Origin of the sequence: Streptomyces sp. NPDC060205, from assembly GCF_042728395.1 — a bacterium.
Taxonomy (GTDB): Bacteria; Actinomycetota; Actinomycetes; order Streptomycetales; family Streptomycetaceae; genus Streptomyces.
In genome coordinates this window covers 6,135-29,715 of the sequence record NZ_JBHWZP010000094.1, presented here as the reverse complement: position 1 = coordinate 29,715, position 23,581 = coordinate 6,135, and the positions used below count along the sequence as shown (strand labels likewise).

Here is a 23,581-nt window from a genome sequence, read left to right as displayed (position 1 = left end):
TCTCGGCGCCGGGCCCGTATGCGGCGTACCGCAGGTGTGTCTCGCAGGTGTGTGTCTGTCGGGTCAGAGAGTCGCCGCCGCCGAGGCGATCGCGGAGGAGAAGGTCGAGACCTCGCTGTAGACGCCGGGGGCGTTCGCGCGGGCGCAGCCTATGCCCCAGCTGACGATGCCGACCTGGATCCAGGCACCGGCGTTGTCCTTGCGGAACATCGGGCCGCCGGAGTCGCCCTGACAGGTGTCCACACCGCCGGCGGCGAAACCGGCGCAGATCTCGTCACTCGCGACGAGGCCGCTGTACCCGCTGTACGTGCGGCAGGTGGCGTCGCTGATGAACGGCACGCTCGCCTTGAGCATGTAGCGCTGCTGGGCGCCGCCCTCCGAGGCCGCACCCCAGCCGGCGACGGTGAAGGTGCCGGAGTTGTACGCCGTGGTGGTCGCGATCGGCAGCGTCGGCAGGTTGATGGGCGCGGCGAGCTTGATGAGCGCCCAGTCCTTGCCGTTGCCGTTGTAGCCGGGGGCCCGGTAGATCTTGGTGGACTTGACCTGGACCCGGCCGGTGGTGGACTGGAGGTCCACGACACCGGCGGTGGCGGTGATGCTCGTGTTGTTGCCGGTGGCGCCCACGCAGTGCGCGGCGGTGAGCACGATCTGCTGGGTGTAGAGCGCGCCGCCGCAGCCCATGGAGAGCCGGACCATGAAGGGGAACTCGCCCTGCGCGGCGCGGGTTCCGCCGACGACGGGCGCCGGAGCGGCCTGTGCGGAGGACAGGGGCTGGAGGCTGATGACCGCGAGGGCGGCGGCGCCCGCGACCGCGCATCTCTTGAGCGTCTTGAGGAGGTTCTTCAACGTGAGGCCTTCCGTGGGGGGTGGAAGTGACAGGCGCATGCCAAGTCCGGCGAAAGAAATCCCGTTGGTCTCGTCATGAGCCGGTCAATTTCTGTTGAAGGATTATGGGAACGCTGTGAGCACCGCCACAAGGGGTGAAAACCAGCCGTTCGTGTCCCGGCCGTCGTCAGGCGCGGTCCGGCAGGGCCAGCCACTCCTTCCACGACAGGTCCCGGCCGATGAACCGCGGCCTCTCGAAGGGCCAGGCCTCGGCGATCCACCGCGGCACGAAGGCGTCCAGGTCGCGCTCCAGCGGGGTTCCCGCGTGCGCGTCGACGACCCACCAGGAGATCTCGGCGTCCGCGCCGGCCTTCTCCGGCGGATCGATGTACACGCACCCGTACTCGGTGGTCTCCGCCGCGTCGAACAGCACGTAGTTGAAGGACTCGTGCGCCTCGATCTCGGCCGCGTGCCGTTCCAGGTCCGCCTTGTTGGCCTCGTACGTCATCGTGTCGGCGGGCCAGCCCCAGGCCTCCCCGAAGATCGACCACAGCCGGTCCCTGGAGCCCATCACCGCGGGGTAGTCGATCGCGGCGTCGTCGCCGGAGATCGGCCGCAGGTGTAGCCCTCCGGGCAGGGGGGTGCGGAGGGGGTGGGCGAAGTCGGGGGGCAGCCATGTCATGGCGGGAGGTTAACGCGCGGGTCGGCGGCGCCGCACGGGTATATCCGCGGCTACGTCCCCGGCTCTCCGTCACCGCTCAGGGGCTCCGCCCCCGAACCCCCGGTGCGCAGTTCCCCGCGCCCCTGGGGTGGTCGGGGGCGCGGCCCGTCCTTCGGCACGCAGCCCCCGCGTCTGCATGGGCCCGCACAGCCGAGCGCCCGCCTTCCGCTCACAAGGAGCAGGAGGGCGGGCGAGCTCGGTCACCCCCTCAGGGGCGCACCCCCAAGGGGCGCGGGGAACTGCGCAACGGGGGTCTAGGGGGCGCAGCCCCCAGGCGGTGACGGACGCGGGGCACTCTCTCAGGGGCGCGGGGAACTGCGCACCGGGGTCTAGGGGGCGCAGCCCCCAGGCGGTGACGGACGCGGCCGGGCGGGACCCGCATGTCCGGTCGCCCGGTGCCTCGATCAGCCGGCGTTCTTGATCGCCGAGATGTCGAACGTCAGCTTGATCTTGTCGGAGACAAGCACCCCACCGGTCTCCAGCGCCGCGTTCCACGTAAGACCCCACTGCGAGCGCAGGATCTCGGCCTTGCCCTCGAAGCCGACGCGCTCGTTGCCGAACGGGTCCTTCGCCGCGCCGTTGAACTCCAGGTCGATGGAGAGCGGCTTGGTGGTGCCGAGGATCGTCAGGTCACCGGTGATGCGGTAGTCGTCGCCGCCGAGCGCCTCGGCCGAGGTGGACCGGAAGGTCATCGTGGGGAACTCCTCCGTCTTGAAGAAGTCCGCGCTTTTCAGGTGGCCGTCACGGTCGTCGGAGCCGGTGCTGATGCTGTCCATCTTGACGTCGATGGTCGCGGTCGACAGCGACGGGTCGGCGCCGTCGAGGTGCAGGCTGCCGGTGAAGTCCTGGAAACCGCCCTTGACGTTCGTGACCATGGCGTGGCGGGCCACGAAACCGATCGTCGAGTGCGCCGGGTCGATCGTGTAGTCGCCGGTCAGAGCGGCGAGGTCGGGGCTCACGGCGGCGGGCGTCGCGGTTGCGCTGTCGGTGTCCTTGCGGCCGAAGATTCCCATGACTGGCTCCTTGGGGGACGAGCTGCAGCCCTGTGCCGAAGCTGTTTAACGTTCAACTAGGGCGACCATAGACCTATTCCCTACGGGTTTCAACTGTGGTCGCGGCGTGTTGCCCCGATTACACCCGGTTGCCATTGGTCTACTCCTAAGGTGGTCCGCCGCCCCACTGGTGGACACGTGTAGACCTCGGGCACGATCGCCTTGCTCCACCGCACAGCCACCCCAAGTCCCGCAGCAGGCACGGTCGTCCGCAGGAAGGCTCCGCATGAAGCTCCGTTCCGCCCTGACCGCCCTCACCCTCTTCGCCGCCCCGGCCGCCGTCGTACTCGGCGGCGCGACGGGGGCGGGCGCCGCTCCCTCCAACGGTGCCGCCGCCGTCGCGGTCACGAAGATCAGCCACGCCACGGCGACCTCGATGTTCAGCGGCTCCGGCATCACCTGGTCGTCCTCCGGCGGCTGCTCGGACCGCGACAACGCCACCTGTACGTCCTTCACCCAGCTGAACCTCGCGACCGCCCAGGGCGCCCAGACCCTGAAGAGCGCCACCGGCTGCGCCCTCAACATCACCGGCGGCACCGAGACCGGCCACGCGAGCGGCACGTACTCCCACTGGAACGGCTACAAGCTCGACTACGCCAAGAGCACCTGCGTCACGAACTACATCAAGAACACGTTCACCTACATCGGCCCGCGCGGCGACGGTGCGCTCCAGTACCGGTCGGGCTCCGGCAACATCTACGCGGACGAGGGCAACCACTGGGACGTCCTCTACTACAACTGCGGCGGCTGCTAGAAGATGATCTCCACCAGACGTACGTTCCTGCTGGCGGCGGCGCTCGCACCGGCCGTCCCGCTCCTGGCGTCCGCCCCCGTCGCCCACGCGGCCGACGACGACCCGTACGACACGCTCCGCCGCCGCTGGCTGGAGATCGCCCTCGGCGCGGGCTACGACCCGGCCGCCGAGCCGTACGCGTCCCGGCTCGCCGAGACCGGTGAACTGGCCCGCGGCTTCCGGGCGTCCATGGCGCCGACGGCGAACTCGCTGTGGCCCGGCTACCCGTACGACCCGCCCGCCGGCATCACCCAGGCCTACAGCAGGCTGTGGACGATGACGCAGGCGTACGTCCAGGAGGGCACCGGGTCCACCGGCGACGCGGGCCTGCTCGCGGACGTCCTGCGCGGCCTCGACCACCTCTCCGCCACCGTCTACAACCCCTCCACCACCCGTTACGGCAACTGGTGGGAGTGGCAGATCGGCAGCCCCCGCCTCCTCATGGACATCGTGGTCGCCCTGTCCGGCGAGCTGACGGACGCGCAGGTCGCCGCGGCCTGCGCCGCCGTCGACCACTTCGTCCCCGACAGCATGCTCGGCGAGTACACGGGCACGTCGACCGGCGCCAACCGCGTCGATCTGTGCCGTTCCGTCGCCCTGCGCGGCATCCTCGGCCGCGCCCCCGGGAAGATCGCGCTCGCCCGCGACGCGCTCTCGCCGGTCTTCCCGTACGTCACGAAGGGGGACGGGCTCTACGCCGACGGGTCGTTCGTCCAGCACACCTGGGTCGCGTACTCGGGAACGTACGGGCAGGTCATGCTCGACGGGCTCGGGCGGCTCTTCGCGCTGCTCGCCGGGTCGCAGTGGGAGGTGACCGACCCCGGCCGGCAGATCATCCTCGACAGCGTGGAGAAGGCGTACGCGCCGCTGATCCACGACGGGCTGATGATGGACAGCGTCAACGGGCGTGCCATCAGCCGGGGGTATCTCAAGAGCGACGACCGGCAGGTCATGCGCAGCGACCACTTCCACGGGCAGGCGCTGATCGCCGCGATCACGCTCCTCGGCCAGGGCGCGAGCGCGGCGGAACGCGACCGCTGGAACGGGCGGATCAAGGGCTGGATCGAGCGGGACACCGTCACCCCGATCCTGACGGCACGGCAGTTCGGGGTCGCCGACCTCGCCCGGCTGCACGCCGTCGCGGACTCGGCCCTTCCGGCCGCCCCGGAGCCGGCCGGTCACCATCTCTTCGCGGCCATGGACAGAGCGGTCCACCGGGCCTCCGGTGCCGGTTCCGAGAAGGGCGCCTTCACGGCGAACATCTCCATGGCGAGCGAGCGGATCGCGTACTACGAGTGCGGCAACGGCGAGAACCCGCGCGGCTGGCACACGGGCGCCGGAATGCTCTACTGGTGGGCCGGCGGGAGCCGGTCCGGTCCGTCGGGCGGGTCCGGCCAGTACACGGACTGGTACTGGCCGACCGTCGACTGGTACCGGCTGCCCGGGACGACCGTGTCCACCAAGCGGCTCGCCGACCGGGCGGGCGGCGAGTGGGGCGAGCCCAAGCCCGCGGCGCGCTGGGTCGGCGGCACCACGGACGGGGAGTTCGCGGCCGTGGGGCAGCACCTGCTGGGGCTCGGCTCGACCCTGGAGGCCCGCAAGTCCTGGTTCTGCCTCGACGACGCGATCGTCTGCCTCGGCGCGGGCATCACCGCCACGGACGGTGTCCCGGTCGAGACGGTCGTCGACAACAGGAACCTGGGGGAGGGCGGCACCCAGGCCCTCGTACGCGGTCCGGGCTGGGCCCACCTGGAGGGCCACGGCGGCTGGGTCGTCCTGGAGGGGCCCGCCCTGCGCACCCTCCGCGAGGACCGCACCGGCGCCTGGTCCGACATCAACACCACCTCCACCACCGAACGCCGTACCCGCCGCTGGCAGACGCTGTGGCTCGACCACGGCACGGACCCGGCGGACGCCACGTACGCGTACGCCGTGCTGCCCGGAGCCTCGCGCCGTACGGTCGCCGCACGCGCCGCCGACCGGCACCGGCTGTCGGTCCTCGCCAACGACTCCGGCCGCCAGGCGGTCTCCGTACCGGCGCTGGGCCTGCTCGCGGCGAACTTCTGGCGCCCGGGCACGGCCGGCCCACTCACCGTCACGGCCCCCGCGAGCGTGCTCGTACGCCGCAGGGGCCGGACCGCGACCGTCTGCGTGAGCGAGCCACCGCGCACGGGAGAGACGCTGGAGGTCGTCTGGGACCGTCCCGTACGCGGGGTCGTGCGCGCGGATCCGGGCGTCGAGGTACTGGCGACGGGACGGCGGCTCCGGCTGCGCGTCACTCCAGGGAAGGTAGGCGCCTCGATGGAGTGTGAGGTGACTCTCAGCTGAGCGCTTTGTACGACCCCTACAAGCCGAAGGGCCTCTGAGCAGTCGGATCGCCTGCATGCGGCCAGGGTTCTGTTCAGGGCTACCAGTAAAACGGGCCGGAGACTGTACGGAGTCGACGGCCCGCTTTCCTTGGTGGACTTCGTAAGGTCACTACATGACCGTTTTGGACGAGACCGAATCCTTGGCCGACGAACCCACGGATGCCCGTGGACGCGTGGCCGAGCTGCAGGCGATCCGTGCGGAGGCTCTTCGCGGACCCAGCGACAAGGCGACCGCGGCGCAGCACGCCAAGGGCAAGCTGACCGCGCGGGAGCGGATCGAGCTGCTGCTGGACGAAGGCTCGTTCAACGAGGTCGAGCAGCTGCGGCGGCACCGGGCCACGGGCTTCGGCCTGGAGGCCAAGAAGCCCTACACGGACGGTGTCATCACCGGCTGGGGCACGGTCGAGGGCCGCACGGTCTTCGTCTACGCCCATGACTTCCGTATCTTCGGCGGCGCGCTGGGCGAGGCCCACGCCACGAAGATCCACAAGATCATGGACATGGCCATCGCGGCCGGGGCGCCGCTGGTCTCCCTCAACGACGGCGCGGGCGCCCGCATCCAGGAAGGCGTCTCGGCCCTCGCGGGCTACGGCGGCATCTTCCAGCGCAACACGCGCGCCTCCGGCGTCATCCCGCAGATCTCCGTGATGCTCGGCCCGTGCGCGGGCGGCGCGGCCTACAGCCCCGCCCTCACCGACTTCGTCTTCATGGTCCGCGAGACCTCGCAGATGTTCATCACCGGACCGGACGTCGTCAAGGCGGTCACCGGCGAGGAGATCACCCAGAACGGCCTCGGCGGCGCGGACGTCCACGCCGAGACGAGCGGCGTCGCGCACTTCGCGTACGACGACGAGGAGACCTGCATCGCGGAGGTCCGCTACCTCCTGTCGATGCTGCCGCAGAACAACCGCGAGAACCCGCCGGTCACCGAGTCCGAGGACCCGGCCGACCGCCGCTCCGACGTCCTCCTCGACCTGGTGCCGGCGGACGGCAGCCGGCCGTACGACATGACCAAGGTCATCGAGGAGCTCGTCGACGACGGCGACTTCCTGGAGGTCCACGAGCGCTGGGCCCGCAACATCATCTGCGCGCTCGCGCGGCTCGACGGCCAGGTCGTGGGCATCGTCGCCAACCAGCCGCAGGCCCTCGCGGGCGTGCTGGACATCGAGGCGTCGGAAAAAGCGGCGCGTTTCGTCCAGATGTGCGACGCTTTTAACATCCCGATCGTCACGCTGCTGGATGTGCCGGGCTTCCTGCCCGGTGTCGACCAGGAGCACGGCGGAATCATCCGCCACGGCGCGAAGCTGCTGTACGCGTACTGCAACGCGACCGTGCCGCGGATCTCCCTGATCCTGCGCAAGGCCTACGGCGGCGCGTACATCGTGATGGACAGCCAGTCCATCGGCGCCGACCTCACCTACGCCTGGCCGACCAACGAGATCGCCGTGATGGGCGCGGAAGGCGCCGCGAACGTCATCTTCCGCCGCCAGATCGCGGAGGCGGAGGACCCCGAGGCGATGCGGGTGCGCATGGTCAAGGAGTACAAGGCCGAGCTGATGCATCCCTACTACGCGGCCGAGCGCGGCCTGGTCGACGACGTCATCGACCCGGCCGAGACCCGCGAGACCCTCATCCGCTCCCTCGCGATGCTGCGCAACAAGCACGCGGACCTGCCCTCTCGCAAGCACGGAAACCCGCCGCAGTAACCCGTCGGACCCACAGCGGCAACCCCGCGTACCTCTCTCTCCCGGAGACTGACACCCATGGACATTCCTGATATCCGCGTCGAGAAGGGCCACGCCGGCCCCGAGGAACTCGCCGCGGTCACGGCACTCCTCCTGGCCCGCGCGGCCTCCGCGCCCGCCGAAGCCCCGACGCACCGGGCCCGCCCCAAGGCAGGCTGGCGCCGCCTGGAACGCACCCCGGGCTTCCGCGCCCCGCACTCCTGGCAGGGCTGACCCTCAGCTCACCCGATCGCCGGGCCCACTCCACGAGGAGAGGGCCCGGCGATCGCTGTTTCGCTCAGGGGGAGTGGTCCTGCTTCACAGCCGCCAGCAGCGCGGAAAGGCTTTCCGGCCGCACGGCGAGTATTCGCCCGGGCTCGTCACTCTCACGGAGGGCGGCACCGTCTTCGGTGACGGCGACCTCGACGCAGTTGTTGCCCCCCTCGTCGGAGAACGAGGACTTGACCCAGTTCAGGCCGGACACGTGTGACACCCCACTCACAGCTCTTTGGCGACGGTGCGGATGAAATCCCTCGACTTGGAGGGAGTCAACGCCACCTGTTCGACCAAGTCCAGTCGCGTTCGGAAGTTGGCGAGCTGCGCGGGGGAGTCGATGAAGACGGCTCCTGTCGGCGAGTCCATCTGCACAGTGTCCAGATGGCTGTTCGGAGCCTCGGCGTACATGACGGAGGAGTCGCCGAGGAGGGGGAAGCCGCCGGCTGCGAACGGGATCACCCGCAGGGTGACGTTCGGACGGTCGGCGGCTTCGAGCAGGTACTGCAGCTGGGCCCGGGCAACGCTGCGTCCTCCGAGCTGCATTCTGACCGCGGCCTCGTGAATCACACCCACGTACGGGATTGGATGATCTCCGGTAACCACCGCCTGACGGGCGAGGCGGTGCGCGACGCGTAGCTCGACTTCCAGCCGTGGCAGGGGCGGCGCCGGTAGCTCGAAAATGGCACGTGCGTGGTCCTCGGTGTGGAACAGCCCCGGCAGATGCGCGATTTGAACCGTACGCAGGCGCGTGGCGTAATTTTCGACCGCGGAGACATCGAGGAAGCTCGGCGGGATCTTGCCTCGGTACTCCTCCCACCAACCGGACTTGCGTCCGCCAGTCAGTTCGACCAGAGCGTCCACGAGCGCGAGGTCGTCGCACTCGTAGATGCTGATGAGCCGCCGAAGCCGGTCCTCGCTGATCCCGAACCGACCCGCCTCCACGTTGGAGATGACCGTGCGGTCGGTACCAAGGTGTTCGGCTGCGGCCGGGGCGGACATGCCCGTCGCCTCGCGGAGCCGCCGCAGCTCGGTGCCGAATCGGCGCTGAAGGATGGTCGGTGCCTGTCGCGGTGCCATGAAGCCTCTCTTCGTCGCGCACAGTGTGCCGACGCCACTGCTCGCGGTCCAGTCGCGCCCTGAATAACTCTTATGGGTGACTGGGTAGCACCGTTATGCATTCTTCCCTTAGCGTCTGTCGCGTGCCACTCACGATCCACCGCGACCGCGCACCCCGGAGGTGCCACGTGAACACGGAACAGAGCCACGGCCTCGGCCCAACCCCCTACTACATCCCCGCCCTCGACCCTCTCTCAGGAACCCCGAATCCACCGCCCCTGCCCTTCACGGCTCCGTGGTGCTACGAACTGCACTTCCCCCGCGACCCCAGAGGGCCCGGCATCGCCCGCGTGACGCTCCGGGCCGTCCTGGACGCCCACGGCCTCACCCCGCTCACGGACCGCGCGGAACTGCTGGCCTCGGAGCTGGCCACCAACTCCGTACGGCACACGCAGGGCCCCGCCTCCGTACGGCTCCAGTGGCTGTGCCCCGTCCTGCGGGTGAGCGTCTGGGACATGAGCCCCGACCTGCCCCCGGCACCGGGCTCACGGCGAACGGAGGTCACGGCGCACGCGGAGGACGGCCGCGGGCTGCTGATCCTCGACACGGTGGCCGACCGGTGGGGCGGATGCGCCATAGGGGAGGGGAAGTTCGGCCCGGGCGGCAAGACGATCTGGTTCGAACTGAGCTTGCCCGCCGCGCCGACGCCGGTGGGCTCCACGGTCGTCGGCCGGTGCCCTTAGGGGCGCGGGGCTGTATCGACATGCGGCTCCGCCGCGTGGGCGCGACCAGCCACGACGGACCCGCACCCGACAACGCACGCGAAGGGGCCCCTCTGTCAAGAGAGGGGCCCCTTCGATACCGCTGAGCGTCGCAGACCTACCGCAGGCGCGCCATCAAGGCATGCTCCACCAGCGTGATCAGCGCCGACTTCGCGTCCGCCCTGTGGCGGGCGTCCGTCGTGATGATCGGGGTGTCGGGGCCGATCTGCAGGGCTTCCCGGACCTCGTCCGGGTTGTACGGCTGGCTGCCGTCGAAGCCGTTGAGCGCGATCACGAACGGAAGTCCGCTGTTCTCGAAGTAGTCGACCGCCGGGAAGCAGTCGGCGAGACGGCGCGTGTCGACGAGCACGATCGCGCCGATCGCGCCGCGTACCAGGTCGTCCCACATGAACCAGAAGCGGTCCTGGCCGGGCGTACCGAAGAGGTACAGGATCAGGTCCTGGTCCAGGGTGATACGGCCGAAGTCCATGGCCACCGTCGTGGTGGTCTTGTCCCCGGTGTGGGTGAGGTCGTCGATGCCCGCCGAAGCGGACGTCATCACGGCCTCGGTACGCAGCGGGTTGATCTCCGAGACGGCCCCGACGAACGTGGTCTTGCCCACGCCGAAGCCGCCCGCCACCACGATCTTCGCGGACGTGGTGGAGCGGGAAGGCCCTCCGCTAGAGCTTGCGAAGTCCACTGAGCACCCTTTCGAGCAAAGTCACGTCTGGCTGACCGCCGGCGTTCTCGTCGCCGCCGGGCTGATGAATGGCGACCAGGCCCGCCTCCGCCAAGTCGGCGACAAGGATCCTGGCCACACCGAGAGGGATCGTCAGCAGGGCCGAGATCTCGGCCACCGACTTGATCTCCCGGCAGAGGTTGCAGATGCGCTGATGCTCGGGCAACTGACCCTGCATCTGGTGCGGCTGCGCTGTGGTGTGCACCAGTGCCTCGATGGCGAGCTGGTATCGCGGCCTGGTACGGCCGCCCGTCATCGCGTAGGGGCGGACCAGCGGATTGCTGGCGCTTCCCGCGGGAGACGGTTCGGGCGAGCGCCGCTGCGGCTGCACGGGCTGGATGCGCGGTGCCGGCGGCTGGTCGTAAGGAGAGGGGCCCGGACCCTGGGGGGAGTAGGGCTGCTGGCGTCGGGGGCTCGGTGCGGAGGGGAAGTTGTACCGGTTCGGCGAACCGTCGCCGCCCTGGCCCTGGCCGGGGCCGTAGGACCAGTTGCCCGAAGACGAACCGCCTGGGGGTGTTGCCACTTTCTCCTCCTCCGAATGTGCCGGGCCCATCAATGTGGAGCCGCGTCCCGAAACCTTACGGCCACGGGACGCCAAAACGCATCGCTTGTCTGCTAGTTGAGAAGGCTCCCCTGAAGCTCGGCACGCAGATCCGGCGTGAGGACCGTACCGGCACGATCGACCAGAAGGGCCATCTCGTACCCAACGAGACCGATGTCCGCTTCCGGATGTGCGAGAACGGCGAGTGAGGATCCGTCGGAAATGGACATGATGAACAGGAATCCCCGCTCCATCTCCACAACCGTCTGATTCACGCTCCCGCCCTCGAAGATGCGGGACGCGCCCGCGGTCAGTGAGGTCAGGCCCGACGCGACGGCCGCCAGCTGGTCGGCGCGGTCGCGCGGGAACCCTTCGGACATCGCCAGAAGGAGTCCGTCGGCGGAGACCACCACGGTGTGGGACACCCCGGGGGTGTTGTCCACGAAGTTGGTGATCAACCAGTTCAGGTTCTGTGCCGCCTGGCTCATCGGGCTCACACTAACGCTCCTGGTTGTAGGTGCTGTCAGGGCCACCGTGCTGGTTCCTGGTGGCCTGACCGTTCGTTTCACTGGTTGCATCTCGGCCCCGCTGCACGCCGCGGCGCAGGTTGCTCAGCCTGCCCCGGACGTCCTCGGGAGCGCGGGAGACCTGGGGGCCGCCCTGTGGGGTCGATTCCGCGGTGCCCTCGACCAGATTGGCCTTGGGTACCCGCCGCGGCAGGCCGGAGGAGGTGACTCCACCCGCCTTGGGCTGCTTCAGCGCCTCGGCCCGGTGCCACATCTGGTCGTTGTTCGACCGCCAGTCGCCCTTGCCGCCGGTGCCGTTGCTGCTGCCGCCGTTGCTGTCGTTGTTCGCGAAAGGCGCCGGTGACTCCTGGCCCACGGACTGCTTGCCGACCGCGGTGGCTCCGCGGCGGGGAAGTCCGGCGTCGGTGGTTCCGCGGCGCGGAAGTCCGGCGTCGGTGAGCTCGGGGGCGCTGGAGGGGACCGGTCCCGGAGCATCGAAGCCTACGCTGTCCTGCTCGGCCGCCTCAGCGGTCTGCGAGGACTCCGCCTGCGGAGCGTACTCGGCGGGGAAGCCGTTCTGGTACGTGTCCGGCTGCGGCCAGTCGTCCTGGTAGGGCTGCTCCTGGAAGGGCGGGAACGCGTCCTGCCCGGCGGCCGGGTCCTGCTGGTGTTCGCCCTGGCCCTGCTCCGCGTAGGCGCCTTCCTGGTACCCGCCGGTCTGCGGGAAGTACGTCTCGTCGTACGACGTCTGCTGCTGTCCCTCGTACGACGTCTGCTGGTCGTAGGCGGGAGCGTCGGTGTAGGCGGGCGTCTCGGTGTACCCGGCCGCCGTGTCGTCGAACGCGGGCTGACCGTTCTCGTACCCCTGGCCACCGTTCTCGTAGGCCTGCTGCGGGTCGAACTCGCCCTGGAAGGACGGGGCCTCGCCGTCGGGGCCGTGCGTCTGGGCCTCCAGGGCCGCGCGGCGCTCCTCACGCATGAGCGAGCGGCCCACCGGGTCCAGCTCGCGTATGTCGTCGGGGACCTCGGGGGTGTAGCGGCTGTCGTCGAAGCCCAGTTCGGCCGCCGTGCGCAGGGCCGGCTGGGCGCTCTGGAACTCCTCGCCGCCGAAGGGCGGCTGCTGCTGCTCGGGCTCCGGGATGATCTGCGAGACGGTGAAGTCGTCGCGCTGCACCTGGTAGTCGCCGCCGCCACCGTGGGTGATGGCGTCGGGGAGCATGACGAGCGAGGTCGTGCCGGCCTGCTCGCCCGAGGGGCGCAGCTGGACGCGGATGCCGTGCCGGTCGGACAGCCGGCCGACCACGAAGAGGCCCATGCGCTGCGAGATCGCGGCGTCCACGGTCGGCGGGTTGGCCAGCTTGTGGTTGATGTCCGCGAAGTCCTCGGCGGTGAGGCCGATGCCCTTGTCGTGGATCTCGACCATGATGCGGCCGTCCGGCAGACGGGTCGCGGTGACGCGGACCTTGGTCTGCGGGGAGGAGAACGTGGTGGCGTTCTCAAGCAGCTCGGCGAGCAGGTGCACGAGGTCGGTCACGGCCCGGCCGTGGATCTCGGCCTCCGGGACACCGGACAGCTCGATGCGCTCGTACTGCTCCACCTCGGAGGAGGCGGCGCGCAGCACGTCGACCAGCGGGACCGGCTGGTCCCAGCGGCGGCCCGGCTCCTCGCCGGCGAGGACCAGGAGGTTCTCGCCGTTGCGGCGCATACGGGTGGCGAGGTGGTCCAGGCGGAAGAGGTTCTCCAGCTGGTCCGGGTCGGCCTCGTTGTTCTCCAGGTCGGTGATGAGGGTCAGCTGGCCCTCGATCAGGGACTGGTTGCGGCGCGACAGGTTGGTGAAGATCGCGTTGATGTTGCCGCGCAGGAGGGCCTGCTCGGCGGCGAGTCGCACGGCCTCGCGGTGGACCTGGTCGAAGGCGCGGGCGACCTCGCCGATCTCGTCCGTGGTGTTGATCGGGATGGGCTGGACACGCGTGTCCACCCGGCCGGGGTCGGTGCGCGAGAGCTGGTCGACCAGCATCGGCAGGCGCTGCTCGGCCACTCCGAAGGCGGCGTTGCGCAGCTGGCGCATCGAGCGGCTCATCTGGCGGGCCACCATGCCGGCCAGGATGAACGCGGCGAGCAGGGCGATGACGACCGCGGCACCGGTGATGAAGGCGTCACGCTTGGCGTCGGAGGCGATGGTCGAGGCCTCGGACACGGCCTTGTCGCCGAGGTCCGCCTCGATGGTGCGGTAGGCGTTGTACTTGGCGGTGTTGACCGCCCACCAGTTCTGCGCGGTGATGCCCTTGTCGGCGAGCGCGACCCGGGCACTGGCGTCGGTCGTCGCGAGCTGGCCGATACCGCTGACCATGGCGGTCTCGCCGGACGGCGGCGGGACATAGGTCTGCCCCTTGGCCGCGGCGGCCTCCGCGGCCGCCTTGGCCTGCGCCGCGCCGTCGGTCTGGATCTGCTTCTTGGCCTGCTCCAGCTTGGCGGCGTCGCTGTCCGTACCACCACCGATGTACTCCTCGATGGCGATGCCTTCGAGGTAGGCGTACGAGGTGAGGGCGACGCGCTGCTTGGCCAGGCTCTCGTCGGAGGGCCCCGGCTTGATCAGCAGATGGGTGCCGATGGAGCGCTGGAGCGAGAGAGCGGCCTTGGAGAGGGAGATCGCGTAGACCGTACGGCCGTAGCTGGTGATGTTTCCGGTGCCCAGACCGAGTTCGTTGGCGAACTCCATCAGCGGGTGCTGGATCTCGACGTAACCCTCTTCGGTCTCCACGCCCTTGAGCTTCGAGGTGTACGCGGCGGCGCGCAGGGCGGCGAGCTTGGGTTCCTGCTTGCGGAAGATGCCCAGGCGGCGTTCGAGTCCGGCCTTGGCCGGCATGTTCTTGGCTGCCTCGTTGAAGGCGACGGCCGCGGCGTCCGTCTCACGGCGGGCCTTGACGACGGTCGCGTCCTTCTCGCCCTTGCCCTCCAGGAGGGGGGCGGCGGTGATGTCGCGCTCGGAGTAGAGCTTGTCGCCGTAGGTCAGGGCGGCGCGGACCAGGCGCGCGGTGTTCTCCGCGTCCTCGGCCTCCTGCCAGGTGTCGATCGAGCTCTTCACCTGGAAGCCGCCCATGACGAGGCCGACCACCACGGGTATGAGCAGGATCGCATTCAGTCTGGTCGGTACGCGCCAGTTACGCGGAGACAGACGGCCCCCGCTGGGCGGGGGTGCGGCCGTCGGCTCCGAGCCGGGCACATGTGCGGGTGCCGCTCCGCGCGGCGGCGGGGTGAAGTTGCCCCGTGCCGACGGCTCGGGACCGTTCTTGCTTCGCCTCACTCGACCAACAACCTCTCGGCTCGGCACCTTCGTCGTGCCGCGTGTGTCTTCCGGCCCTTACTACTGGGCAGTTCTGGCATTCCAGCACGTCAGGGTGTGCTCGTCCAAACACTCGGAACCGAAGATTCCGGGTGACGTGAACCGCAGATAAAACGGAACATAAAGAACGAGCCCCGCCAAAAGGCGGGGCTTTTGTGAGCACAGCGGCATCAGACGACCGCGTCGCGTGGCGGCACCACTTGATATCTCTGTCGAAACGTTATGAACACTGAGGCCGACCGTGTCAAACGACACAGCCGGCTCCAATGCGTCTACGACAACTTTCGTACGGCGTTGCCGACTTGAGTGCCGAGCCTGCCAGGACACCATCCGCCGGGCCGGCCCTACCGCAGGCGCGCCATCAGGGCGTGCTCGACGAGCGTGATCAGAGCACTCTTGGCGTCCGAACGATGGCGGGCGTCCGTCGTGATGATCGGGGCGTCGGGCCCGATCTGCAGAGCCTCGCGGACCTCTTCGGGAGTGTAGGGCTGGTGCCCGTCGAAGCCGTTGAGGGCGATGACGAACGGAAGTCCGCTGTTCTCGAAGTAGTCGACCGCGGGGAAGCAGTCGGCCAGACGCCGGGTGTCGACCAGGACGACGGCGCCGATCGCGCCGCGTACCAGGTCGTCCCACATGAACCAGAAGCGGTCCTGACCGGGCGTACCGAAGAGGTACAGGATCAGGTCCTGGTCCAGGGTGATACGGCCGAAGTCCATGGCCACCGTGGTGGTGGTCTTGTCCCCGGTGTGGGTGAGGTCGTCGATGCCGGCGCTCGCGGACGTCATCACGGCCTCGGTGCGCAGCGGGTTGATCTCGGAGACGGCACCCACGAACGTGGTCTTGCCGACGCCGAAACCACCCGCCACTACGATCTTCGCGGAGGTGGTCGCCCGCCCTCCGTCAGAGCTTGCGAAGTCCACTGAGCACCCTTTCGAGCAGTGTCACGGCCGGGGCGCCACCGTTGCTCTCGTCGCCACCCGGCTGGTGGATCGCGACGAGTCCGGCCTCCGCGAGGTCCGCGACAAGAATCCGTGCCACGCCCAGGGGCATGGAGAGCAGAGCCGACACCTCGGCCACCGACTTCACTTCACGGCAGAGGTGGCAGATCCGCTGGTGCTCGGGGAGCAGCCCCATGAGCGCTGCCGGATCGGCCGTTGTGCTGATCAGTGCCTCTATGGCGAGCTGGTAGCGCGGCCGGGTCCGGCCGCCGGTCATCGCGTACGGACGTACCAGCGGCTGGTCGCCCTCATCCTCGTACGAATGAGCGTACGGATCATGAGAAGCGGTGGGCGGGGTCATGGATCCTCCGGGCGGGACAGCAAGTCGGTCAGTCGTGCCGTCTGACGGGGCCGGTGGGGGGAGGGCGGCCGGACGGTTTTTCCTACATTCGGTAGAACCTTGCTAGTGGAGCAGGCTGCCCTGGAGCTCTGCCCGCAGATCCGGTGTGAGCACTGCGCCCGCACGGTCCACCAGCAGAGCCATCTCGTATCCGACGAGGCCGATGTCGCAGTCCGGGTGGGAGAGGACCGCGAGGGAGGACCCGTCCGAGATGGACATCAGGAAAAGGAAACCCCGTTCCATCTCGACGACCGTCTGGGCCACCGTGCCGCCCTCGAAGATGCGGGAGGCGCCGGCGGTCAGGGACGTGAGTCCGGAGGCAACGGCCGCGAGCTGGTCGGCGCGGTCGCGCGGGAAGCCCTCGGACATTGCCAGAAGGAGTCCGTCGGCGGAAACGACGACGGTGTGGGACACCCCGGGGGTGTTGTCAACGAAGTTGGTGATCAACCAGTTGAGGTTCTGTGCCGCCTGGCTCATCTGGCTCAACTAACGCTCCTGCTGGTGAGTGGGGCTGGGGAAGCTGCCGGTCTGGCCGGTACCGGCCTGGCGCCCCTGCTGAATGCCCCTGCGAAGATTGGTCAGCCGTCCGCGTACGTCATCGGGCGCACGCGAGACCTGCGGACCGGTTTGGTGCTGTTGCTGCTGCTGAGCCGTTCCCGCGACAAGGTTCGCGCGGGGGACCCGGCGCGGCAGACCCGAGACGGTCACGCCACCCGCGGAGGGCTGGCGTACCCGCTCGGCCTGACGGCCGAGTTCGTCATTGGGAGTGGTCCGCCAGGAGGAGGCGGAAGCGCCGGCGGGTGCCGGACGCTGCGGGGCCGCGGGAGCCTGTACGGGCTGCTGCGGGGTCTGCTCGTTCTGGGCGCCGTCGCCGCCCTGAGCCTGGTTGAACCAGTTGGTTTCCAGGGTGTCGTACAGCGGTGTACGTCCGTCGCCGGGACTCGTCGCCGGCGGCAGTTCCCAGCCCTCGTTCGGCCCCCGCACCTCTTCGGGCCGCTGGGGAGCGGTCCGGTTGTCCGGCTCCGGGGGGAGCGCGGGGCGGCGGCGCGGCTGCGGGCGCTGCTGCGACGGGCGGTTGCCGCCCGCGGGCCGCTCGAACTGCCCGGTGCCACCGTCCTGCCGCTCGCCGTAGCCCTGCGCCGGGAACTGCCCGGTGTCCTGCTGGGCAGGCGCCGCGTACCGGCCGTTGCCGTTGGTCCCGGTGTCGTACCCGTTCGGGGCGTACTGCGCCGGGTCCTGGCGGTTGTACTGGCCGCCCGCCTGCGGGTTGTGCCCCGCACCGGAGTGGTTCGGCGCACCGAACACGTCCGTGCGGACGAACTGTCCGTTGTCCTGCGGCGCGTTCGCGCCGGGACGCGGGGCGTCGTAGTCGGGCCGCTGGAACTCGGCGGTGGACGCGGGTCCGGCCTGCCGGTCGTCGATCCGCGGCATCTGCGAGGTGACGTCCGGCTCCTCGTGGCCGCGCGGGGCGTCCTGCGAGGAACGCGGCACCGGCGGCTGCGCGTTGTCGTCGCTCCAGCTGGGCACCCGCGGCTGCGGGTTGCCGCCCGGCAGCTCGGCGCGCGGACCGCCGCGGGGCGGCAGCTGCGGAGACTGCTGCTGGGGGCGACGGCCCTGGTCGCCGTTGCCGGCCGGCCGCTGCTGGGGCTGCTGCGGAGCACCGGGGCCGCGGTTGCCGCCCATGGTGTCCTGGCGGTTGCCGCCGAACAGGTCCTGCTGGCCGCCGGAGTTGTTCCCGAAGCCGTTGAAGCTCTGCTGGGCACCGGCGCCCGCGGGGGCCGGCCTGCCCTGCGGGGGGTACGGGGGCTGCTGGCCGCGGTTGCCGCCCGGCGCACCGGGTCCGCCCGGACGGCCGCCCGCCTCGGGCCTGGGCAGTGCGGCCCGCGGCGCGGAACCCGCTCCGACCTGGCCACGCTGCGGCGGCGGGTTCAGCCCGCCGCCGTTGCCCTGGCCCTGCGCACCCGCGCCGAGGGCGGGACCGCCGCCGGCACCGCCCCGGCGGGCCGCCGCGACACCGGCCGCGGCCTGCGCCGCCGCCGGACCGCCGACGGCGGGAGCGCCCTGGCCCTGCTTGTTGTTCGGAACCTTCTTGCCGCCCTGGGCGACGTCGACCGGGAGCATGACCAGCGCGGTCGTACCACCGGAGTCGGAGGGGCGGAGCTGGATGCGGATGCCGTGCCTCTGCGACAGGCGGCCGACCACGAACAGACCCATGCGGCGCGAGACCGAGACGTCCACGGTGGGCGGCGAGGCGAGCCGCTCGTTGATCGCCGCGAGGTCCTCGGGCGACAGGCCGATGCCGGTGTCGTGGATCTCGATCAGCACGCGGCCGTCGGGCAGCGCGTGACCGGTGACCTTGACCTTGGTCTGCGGGGAGGAGAACGACGTGGCGTTCTCCAGCAGCTCGGCGAGCAGGTGCACGAGGTCGTTGACCACGCGGCCGGCGACCTCGGTGGTGGGCACCGAGGAGAGTTCGATGCGCTCGTACTGCTCCACCTCGGACGCGGCGGCGCGGAGCACGTCGACCAGCGGGACCGGGCGGGTCCAGCGGCGGCCGGGCTCCTCACCGGCGAGGACCAGGAGGTTCTCACCGTTACGGCGCATGCGGGTCGCGAGGTGGTCGAGCTTGAACAGGGAGGACAGCTGGTCCGGGTCGGCCTCGCGGGACTCCAGTTCGGAGATGAGCGAGAGCTGACGCTGGATGAGGCCCTGGGAGCGGCGCGAGAGGTTCGTGAACATCGCGTTGACGTTGCCTCGCAGGAGGGCCTGCTCGGCGGCGAGTCGCACAGCCTCGCGGTGCACGTCGTCGAAGGCCGCGGCCACCTGGCCGATCTCGTCCTTGGAGTGCACACCGACCGATTCGACGGACGTGTCGACGTCCTGCGGGTCGGACTCGGAGAGCTGCTTGACCAGCTCGGGCAGCCGGTCCTGGGCGACCTTCGTCGCCGTGTCCTGCAGCCGGCGCAGCGAGCGGATCATCGAGCGGGCCACCACGAAGGCGCCGACCAGCGAGACACCGAGCACCAGCAGGATCAGCGCACCGGAGATGATCGCTTCCTGCTCGGCCTCGTTGCGCAGCTCGCGGGCCTTCTGCTCCATCTGGTTGAGGAGCGTCAGCTCGATCTTCGACATCTCCAGGATCTTGGCGGAGTCGGCGTCCACCCAGTCCAGGTACGAGCGCTTGGCCTGCAGCTGCAGACCGTTGTTGCGCTGCAGCACGCGCGACAGGTAACCGTCGGCGTCCTTGATGGTCGGGCTCGGCTCGTCGAGCGGCTTGGTGAGCTGGTCTGCGTTGCCCTCGTAGATGTTGGCGAAGCTCGTGAGTTCGAACTTCTGGTTCTCGAAGGCGGAGAGGCCGTACTGCCGGTCGTTCGGGGAGAGTTCACCGAACGTCTTGTTCGTGGCGGGCAGGGCCGCGGCGATGATCGCGCGCTGGACGGACGCGTACTCCTTGGCGGTGGAGAACGCCGCCAGGGCACGCGTGCGCTGGATCATCTCCGGGTTGCTGGTCGCCTCGGCCATGTCCTGGGAGAGACCGAGCAGCTGCTCGATGAGGCGGTGGTACGCCTCGACCGACTGGGACGAGTTGTCCTCGTCCTGGAAGGCGTTGTTGCGAACCTTGTTGAGGGTGTTCAGCTGGGTGGCGATGGCCACCACGTTGTCGCGTACACCGTCGAGGTTCTCGTTGTTGTCCGCGTCGTCGAGCTCGTGGGTGCCTTCCAGGAAGGCGGCACGCGCACGGTCCGTCTTGTCGCGGAGGCCCTTGATCGCGACGTCGCTGGCCTTGGTGCCGTTGGCGAGCGGACCGGCCGACTTGTCGCGCTCCGTCTGGAGCGCCGCGGCGAGCTCGGTCGCCTGCTTGGTCATGTCGGTCAGCAGCTTCATGTTTTCGAGCTGCTGGATCTCGTCCATCGTGTCGCTGATGCGCAGCGCGCCCAGCGAGGTGGCCGCGACCACGGGCAGCGCGAGCAGCGAGACCAGACGCGTGGAGATGCGCCAGTTGCGCAGGGCTATGCGCGAGCCGGGGCCGTTGGGGGCCTTCGCCTTCGGCGGCACGGGGGCCGGGGTGCCGGGAGCACCGTTCGCCGCGTTCGGACCGCCCTTGCCCTGGGCGCCCTTGGGCGCGCCGGGCCGCGAGGAGCGGTCACCGCTGTTGCCGGCCTGCGCCGGTCCCGGGTTCTGGGCGTGCTGGGGCGAGGAGCCGACTGCCCTGGGGCCAGTCCCGCCTTGCGGCTCCGGCTCCGCCGAAGCGCTGCCATCCCTCTTGAAACGTCCCTGCACTAGCGTCGCAACCTCTGGACCAGGCGCCCCTCCGTGTGAACGGCGGGACGGTGTCGGCGTCTTGGGAGTGCCCTGAAAGCACTCCCAGGTGGTGGTCGTGAGTGACCGGCGCAGGTTCCCCTTTCCCGCCGCCACTCGGCGCTGCGTTGCGCCCCTGCGCGCCGGTTCGTTCCTGCGGCGGTCCGAGGAATTCCAGCACAGTGCCGGATCTCCAACAAGGCCCATGGGTCATGCTGTGACCTCCGTGACGCGTTGTGAGGGCAGCGTCACGAGACGTAGAAAGTGACCTCATCCATATCGGACACATGGGGACGAGACCTTCGTGGGCAAGCGGTGTCCCAGTCGCCATGATCAGGAGCGGAATGATGTCTTCCGTGGCGTAATGTCCGTTTGATGGCGTGAAGCTGGCAGTCCTAATTGACCCAAATGCCCAGCAGTAAGTGAGGAAACTCACACGGCAATCACGGAGTCTTCACGGCTTCGACAGGGAAGCGCATGTTTAGCCTGACGCTTTACAGGGATGGCAAATCCGACAACCCGCGCCTACGCGACGGTTCCCGAACCCGCGGCGCCTCCAAGGAACAGGGCCTGTAACCCCAGATGAAGACGACGATGACCTTCCTCAACATAGCCAACCCGCGACGCACCACCCTGGCGCACCTCGACGACGCCGAGGAGCTGCGTACGCCGGAGCAGGAGGGGCACGCCGTCGAGCTCCCCGCACAGACCGCCAACCCCCGCCGCACGATCCTGATGGACGTCCCGGTCGCGGCGGGCGTCGCCGAGTAGTCACCGCACCCCGACGGGCCCCGCCTCGCTCGGCCCGGCCCGTAATGCGCGAGGCGGCCGCCCCTTGCCGCGTTAGCCTGGAGCATCAGACTCCGGCCAGCTCAGTGAGGGGCGCAAGGACACCGTGCGCATCGCCAGGTTCTCCATCGACGGCAACGTCGCGTTCGGTGCGGTCGAGGGCGAAAGCCCTCCTGGATCGACCGACGGCCTCGTGCTCGACATCATCAAGGGCATCCCGTTCGCCGACTTCGAGCTCTCCGGGACCAAGGTCCCGCTGAGCAAGGTCCGCCTCCTGCCGCCCGTGCTCCCGAACAAGGTCGTGGCCTTCGGCCGCAACTACGCGGACCACGCCAAGGAGATGGGCGGCGAGGTGCCCGACGCCCCGTTCGCCTTCTTCAAGCCCTCCACCTCGGTGATCGGCTCCGGCGACGAGATCGCGTACCCCTCCTTCACCGAGGAACTGCACCACGAGGCCGAGCTGGCCGTGGTCATCGGCCGGATGTGCCGTGAGGTCCCGCGCGAACGCGTCAAGGACGTGATCCTCGGCTACACCTGCGCCAACGACGTCACCGCGCGCGACATCCAGCGGCGCGAGAAGCAGTGGGCGAGGGCCAAGGGCTTCGACTCCTCCTGCCCGCTGGGCCCCTGGGTGGAGACGGACCTCGACCCGTCCGACCTCACGATCCAGTGCACGGTCAACGGCCAGCAGCGCCAGCTGGGCCGCACCAGCGAGATGATCCACTCCATCGAGGATCTGATCGTCAACATCACCGAGGCCATGACGCTGCTCCCCGGAGACGTCATCCTCACGGGCACCCCCGCCGGGGTCGGCCCCCTCGGTGCCGGCGACGAGGTCGCCGTCACCATCGAAGGCATCGGCACTCTCACCAACAAGGTTGTCAAGCGTGGCTAGCGCATCCGACCCCGCCGTCCGAGTACGTTTCTGTCCCTCCCCGACCGGCAACCCCCACGTGGGCCTGGTCCGCACGGCCCTCTTCAACTGGGCGTACGCCCGCCACACCGGCGGCACGTTCGTCTTCCGTATCGAGGACACCGACGCGGCCCGCGACTCCGAGGAGTCGTACGAGCAGCTCCTGGACTCGCTGCGGTGGCTGGGCTTCGACTGGGACGAGGGCCCCGAGATCGGCGGCCCCCACGCGCCGTACCGCCAGTCGCAGCGCATGGACCTCTACAAGGACGTCGCCCGGAAGCTGCTGGACGCCGGCCGCGCCTACCACTGCTACTGCTCGACCGCAGAGCTGGACGCCCGCCGCGACGCCGCCCGCGCCGCCGGCAAGCCGTCCGGCTACGACGGCCACTGCCGCGACCTGAGCGCCGAGCAGAAGAGCGCGTACGAGGCCGAGGGCCGCACGCCCATCGTCCGCTTCCGTATGCCCGACGAGCCGATCACCTTCACGGACCTGGTCCGCGGCGAGATCACCTACCTCCCGGAGAACGTGCCGGACTACGGCATCGTCCGCGCCAACGGCGCCCCGCTCTACACGCTGGTCAACCCGGTCGACGACGCCCTGATGGAGATCACCCACGTCCTGCGCGGCGAGGACCTGCTCTCCTCCACCCCGCGGCAGATCGCCCTCTACAAGGCGCTGACCGAGCTGGGCATCGCCAAGGAGACCCCGGCCTTCGGCCACCTCCCGTACGTGATGGGCGAGGGCAACAAGAAGCTCTCCAAGCGGGACCCCGAGTCCTCGCTGAACCTGTACCGCGAGCGCGGCTTCCTCCCGGAGGGGCTGCTGAACTACCTGTCCCTGCTGGGCTGGTCGCTCTCGGCGGACCGCGACATCTTCTCCGTCGAGGAGATGGTCGCCGCCTTCGACGTCTCGGACGTCAACCCCAACCCGGCGCGCTTCGACCTCAAGAAGGCCGAGGCCATCAACGCCGACCACATCCGGCTGCTGGACGTCAAGGAGTTCGCCGAGCGCTGCGCCCCGTGGCTGAAGGCCCCCTTCGCCCCCTGGGCGCCGGAGGACTTCGACCCGGCCAAGTGGGACGCGATCGCCCCGCACGCCCAGACCCGTCTGAAGGTGCTCTCCGAGATCACCGACAACGTCGACTTCCTGTTCCTGCCGGAGCCGGCCGTCGACGAGGCGTCCTGGACGAAGGCGATGAAGGATGGCTCGGACGCCCTCCTCGCGACGGCCCGCGAGAAGCTGGAGGCCGCCGACTGGACCTCCGCCGAGTCCCTCAAGGAGGCCGTGCTGGCCGCCGGTGAGGCGCACGGCCTGAAGCTGGGCAAGGCGCAGGCCCCGGTCCGCGTCGCCGTCACCGGCCGCACGATCGGCCTGCCCCTCTTCGAGTCCCTGGAGATCCTGGGCAAGGAGAAGTCGCTGGCGCGCATCGACGCGGCCCTGGCGAAGCTGACCGCATAGGCGGTACACGGGGAAGGGGCGGCATCCGTACGGGATGCCGCCCCTTCCCGCGTCCACCGGGAGCGGCGCCGGGGGTA

The 23,581-nt window shown here is 69.7% G+C and carries 21 protein-coding genes; 8 read left to right on the top strand and 13 right to left on the bottom strand.

Annotation, left to right across the window (positions count from 1 at the left end):
* Positions 1-63: 63 nt before the first annotated feature.
* The 3 genes from ACFWGJ_RS18665 to ACFWGJ_RS18655 all read right to left on the bottom strand — a co-directional run bounded on the left by ACFWGJ_RS18665 (position 64) and on the right by ACFWGJ_RS18655 (position 2,559).
* Positions 64-846 carry a serine protease gene (locus tag ACFWGJ_RS18665; protein WP_387325538.1) on the bottom strand — a complete coding sequence of 261 codons (783 nt, stop codon included), beginning with the start codon at positions 844-846 and terminating at the stop codon, positions 64-66.
* A 166-nt stretch (positions 847-1,012) separates the two neighbouring features.
* Positions 1,013-1,507, bottom strand: a complete 495-nt coding sequence (locus ACFWGJ_RS18660; protein WP_387325535.1) for an N-acetyltransferase — start codon at positions 1,505-1,507, stop codon at positions 1,013-1,015.
* A gap of 443 nt (positions 1,508-1,950) precedes the next feature.
* Complete coding sequence (locus ACFWGJ_RS18655) at positions 1,951-2,559, bottom strand: YceI family protein (protein WP_387325533.1); 609 nt, start codon at positions 2,557-2,559, stop codon at positions 1,951-1,953.
* Positions 2,560-2,824: 265 nt separating this feature from the next.
* Here ACFWGJ_RS18655 and ACFWGJ_RS18650 point away from each other — a divergent pair, with 265 nt between their 5' ends.
* The 4 genes from ACFWGJ_RS18650 (at position 2,825) to ACFWGJ_RS18635 (ending at position 7,718) form a co-directional block, all read left to right on the top strand.
* Positions 2,825-3,352, top strand: coding sequence for a hypothetical protein (locus ACFWGJ_RS18650; RefSeq protein ID WP_387325532.1), 528 nt, complete (start codon positions 2,825-2,827; stop codon positions 3,350-3,352).
* Positions 3,353-3,355: 3 nt separating this feature from the next.
* Positions 3,356-5,719 (top strand): polysaccharide lyase 8 family protein, encoded by a 2,364-nt coding sequence (locus ACFWGJ_RS18645; protein ID WP_387325529.1) that lies wholly within the window; start codon positions 3,356-3,358, stop codon positions 5,717-5,719.
* Positions 5,720-5,873: 154 nt separating this feature from the next.
* Complete coding sequence (locus ACFWGJ_RS18640; RefSeq protein WP_387325527.1) at positions 5,874-7,466, top strand: acyl-CoA carboxylase subunit beta; 1,593 nt, start codon at positions 5,874-5,876, stop codon at positions 7,464-7,466.
* A 57-nt stretch (positions 7,467-7,523) separates the two neighbouring features.
* A complete protein-coding gene (locus tag ACFWGJ_RS18635) occupies positions 7,524-7,718 on the top strand; it encodes an acyl-CoA carboxylase epsilon subunit (RefSeq protein ID WP_387325525.1) in 195 nt (64 codons plus the stop codon).
* A 64-nt stretch (positions 7,719-7,782) separates the two neighbouring features.
* On the opposite strand, the gene ACFWGJ_RS18630 is transcribed toward ACFWGJ_RS18635, so the two are convergent.
* Both ACFWGJ_RS18630 and ACFWGJ_RS18625 read right to left on the bottom strand, forming a co-directional pair.
* Complete coding sequence (locus ACFWGJ_RS18630; protein ID WP_387325522.1) at positions 7,783-7,968, bottom strand: DUF397 domain-containing protein; 186 nt, start codon at positions 7,966-7,968, stop codon at positions 7,783-7,785.
* A gap of 14 nt (positions 7,969-7,982) precedes the next feature.
* On the bottom strand, positions 7,983-8,837 hold the full coding sequence (locus tag ACFWGJ_RS18625) for a helix-turn-helix domain-containing protein (RefSeq protein WP_387325520.1): 855 nt from the start codon (positions 8,835-8,837) through the stop codon (positions 7,983-7,985).
* Positions 8,838-9,004: 167 nt separating this feature from the next.
* Between ACFWGJ_RS18625 and ACFWGJ_RS18620 the strand changes: the two genes are divergently transcribed.
* Entirely contained in the window at positions 9,005-9,559 is a 555-nt protein-coding gene (locus ACFWGJ_RS18620; protein ID WP_387325517.1) for an ATP-binding protein, read from the top strand.
* Between the two features lie 136 nt (positions 9,560-9,695).
* On the opposite strand, the gene ACFWGJ_RS18615 is transcribed toward ACFWGJ_RS18620, so the two are convergent.
* The 8 genes from ACFWGJ_RS18615 to ACFWGJ_RS18580 form a co-directional block, all read right to left on the bottom strand.
* A complete protein-coding gene (locus ACFWGJ_RS18615) occupies positions 9,696-10,277 on the bottom strand; it encodes an ATP/GTP-binding protein (RefSeq protein ID WP_006375305.1) in 582 nt (193 codons plus the stop codon).
* The gene (locus ACFWGJ_RS18610) at positions 10,258-10,839 is read right to left on the bottom strand and encodes a DUF742 domain-containing protein (RefSeq protein WP_107021942.1); all 582 of its coding nucleotides are present in this window, start codon (positions 10,837-10,839) and stop codon (positions 10,258-10,260) included. Before ACFWGJ_RS18610 ends, ACFWGJ_RS18615 begins: the two co-directional genes overlap by 20 nt.
* Positions 10,840-10,931: 92 nt before the next feature.
* Positions 10,932-11,345 carry a roadblock/LC7 domain-containing protein gene (locus ACFWGJ_RS18605; RefSeq protein WP_033321188.1) on the bottom strand — a complete coding sequence of 138 codons (414 nt, stop codon included), beginning with the start codon at positions 11,343-11,345 and terminating at the stop codon, positions 10,932-10,934.
* 10 nt (positions 11,346-11,355) lie between these two features.
* A complete protein-coding gene (locus ACFWGJ_RS18600) occupies positions 11,356-14,667 on the bottom strand; it encodes a nitrate- and nitrite sensing domain-containing protein (RefSeq protein WP_387325514.1) in 3,312 nt (1,103 codons plus the stop codon).
* 383 nt (positions 14,668-15,050) lie between these two features.
* Entirely contained in the window at positions 15,051-15,626 is a 576-nt protein-coding gene (locus ACFWGJ_RS18595; protein WP_055520027.1) for an ATP/GTP-binding protein, read from the bottom strand.
* Positions 15,607-16,005 carry a DUF742 domain-containing protein gene (locus tag ACFWGJ_RS18590; RefSeq protein WP_055520025.1) on the bottom strand — a complete coding sequence of 133 codons (399 nt, stop codon included), beginning with the start codon at positions 16,003-16,005 and terminating at the stop codon, positions 15,607-15,609. Before ACFWGJ_RS18590 ends, ACFWGJ_RS18595 begins: the two co-directional genes overlap by 20 nt.
* 102 nt (positions 16,006-16,107) lie before the next feature.
* Positions 16,108-16,521, bottom strand: coding sequence for a roadblock/LC7 domain-containing protein (locus tag ACFWGJ_RS18585; RefSeq protein WP_055520031.1), 414 nt, complete (start codon positions 16,519-16,521; stop codon positions 16,108-16,110).
* A gap of 9 nt (positions 16,522-16,530) precedes the next feature.
* Complete coding sequence (locus ACFWGJ_RS18580) at positions 16,531-20,325, bottom strand: nitrate- and nitrite sensing domain-containing protein (RefSeq protein WP_387325511.1); 3,795 nt, start codon at positions 20,323-20,325, stop codon at positions 16,531-16,533.
* A 600-nt stretch (positions 20,326-20,925) separates the two neighbouring features.
* Between ACFWGJ_RS18580 and ACFWGJ_RS18575 the strand changes: the two genes are divergently transcribed.
* From ACFWGJ_RS18575 to gltX, 3 genes are all read left to right on the top strand, one after another.
* A complete protein-coding gene (locus ACFWGJ_RS18575; RefSeq protein ID WP_387325508.1) occupies positions 20,926-21,114 on the top strand; it encodes a hypothetical protein in 189 nt (62 codons plus the stop codon).
* Positions 21,115-21,238: 124 nt separating this feature from the next.
* Positions 21,239-22,027: a fumarylacetoacetate hydrolase family protein gene (locus ACFWGJ_RS18570; protein ID WP_387325505.1), complete on the top strand. Its 789-nt coding sequence runs from the start codon at positions 21,239-21,241 to the stop codon at positions 22,025-22,027.
* Positions 22,020-23,504: a glutamate--tRNA ligase gene (gltX, locus tag ACFWGJ_RS18565; RefSeq protein ID WP_387325503.1), complete on the top strand. Its 1,485-nt coding sequence runs from the start codon at positions 22,020-22,022 to the stop codon at positions 23,502-23,504. The genes ACFWGJ_RS18570 and gltX overlap by 8 nt, the downstream gene beginning before the upstream one ends.
* Positions 23,505-23,581 lie beyond the last annotated feature (77 nt).

What these genes read in the sequence shown, in the direction of transcription:
- ACFWGJ_RS18660 (WP_387325535.1), bottom strand. Translation starts at nt 1,507, where the DNA reads ATGACATGGCTGCCCCCCGACTTCGCCCACCCCCTCCGCACCCCCCTG.
- ACFWGJ_RS18655 (WP_387325533.1), bottom strand. Translation starts at nt 2,559, where the DNA reads ATGGGAATCTTCGGCCGCAAGGACACCGACAGCGCAACCGCGACGCCC.
- ACFWGJ_RS18650 (WP_387325532.1), top strand. Translation starts at nt 2,825, where the DNA reads ATGAAGCTCCGTTCCGCCCTGACCGCCCTCACCCTCTTCGCCGCCCCG.
- ACFWGJ_RS18645 (WP_387325529.1), top strand. Translation starts at nt 3,356, where the DNA reads ATGATCTCCACCAGACGTACGTTCCTGCTGGCGGCGGCGCTCGCACCG.
- ACFWGJ_RS18640 (WP_387325527.1), top strand. Translation starts at nt 5,874, where the DNA reads ATGACCGTTTTGGACGAGACCGAATCCTTGGCCGACGAACCCACGGAT.
- ACFWGJ_RS18635 (WP_387325525.1), top strand. Translation starts at nt 7,524, where the DNA reads ATGGACATTCCTGATATCCGCGTCGAGAAGGGCCACGCCGGCCCCGAG.
- ACFWGJ_RS18625 (WP_387325520.1), bottom strand. Translation starts at nt 8,837, where the DNA reads ATGGCACCGCGACAGGCACCGACCATCCTTCAGCGCCGATTCGGCACC.
- ACFWGJ_RS18605 (WP_033321188.1), bottom strand. Translation starts at nt 11,345, where the DNA reads ATGAGCCAGGCGGCACAGAACCTGAACTGGTTGATCACCAACTTCGTG.
- ACFWGJ_RS18590 (WP_055520025.1), bottom strand. Translation starts at nt 16,005, where the DNA reads ATGACCCCGCCCACCGCTTCTCATGATCCGTACGCTCATTCGTACGAG.
- ACFWGJ_RS18585 (WP_055520031.1), bottom strand. Translation starts at nt 16,521, where the DNA reads ATGAGCCAGGCGGCACAGAACCTCAACTGGTTGATCACCAACTTCGTT.
- ACFWGJ_RS18575 (WP_387325508.1), top strand. Translation starts at nt 20,926, where the DNA reads ATGAAGACGACGATGACCTTCCTCAACATAGCCAACCCGCGACGCACC.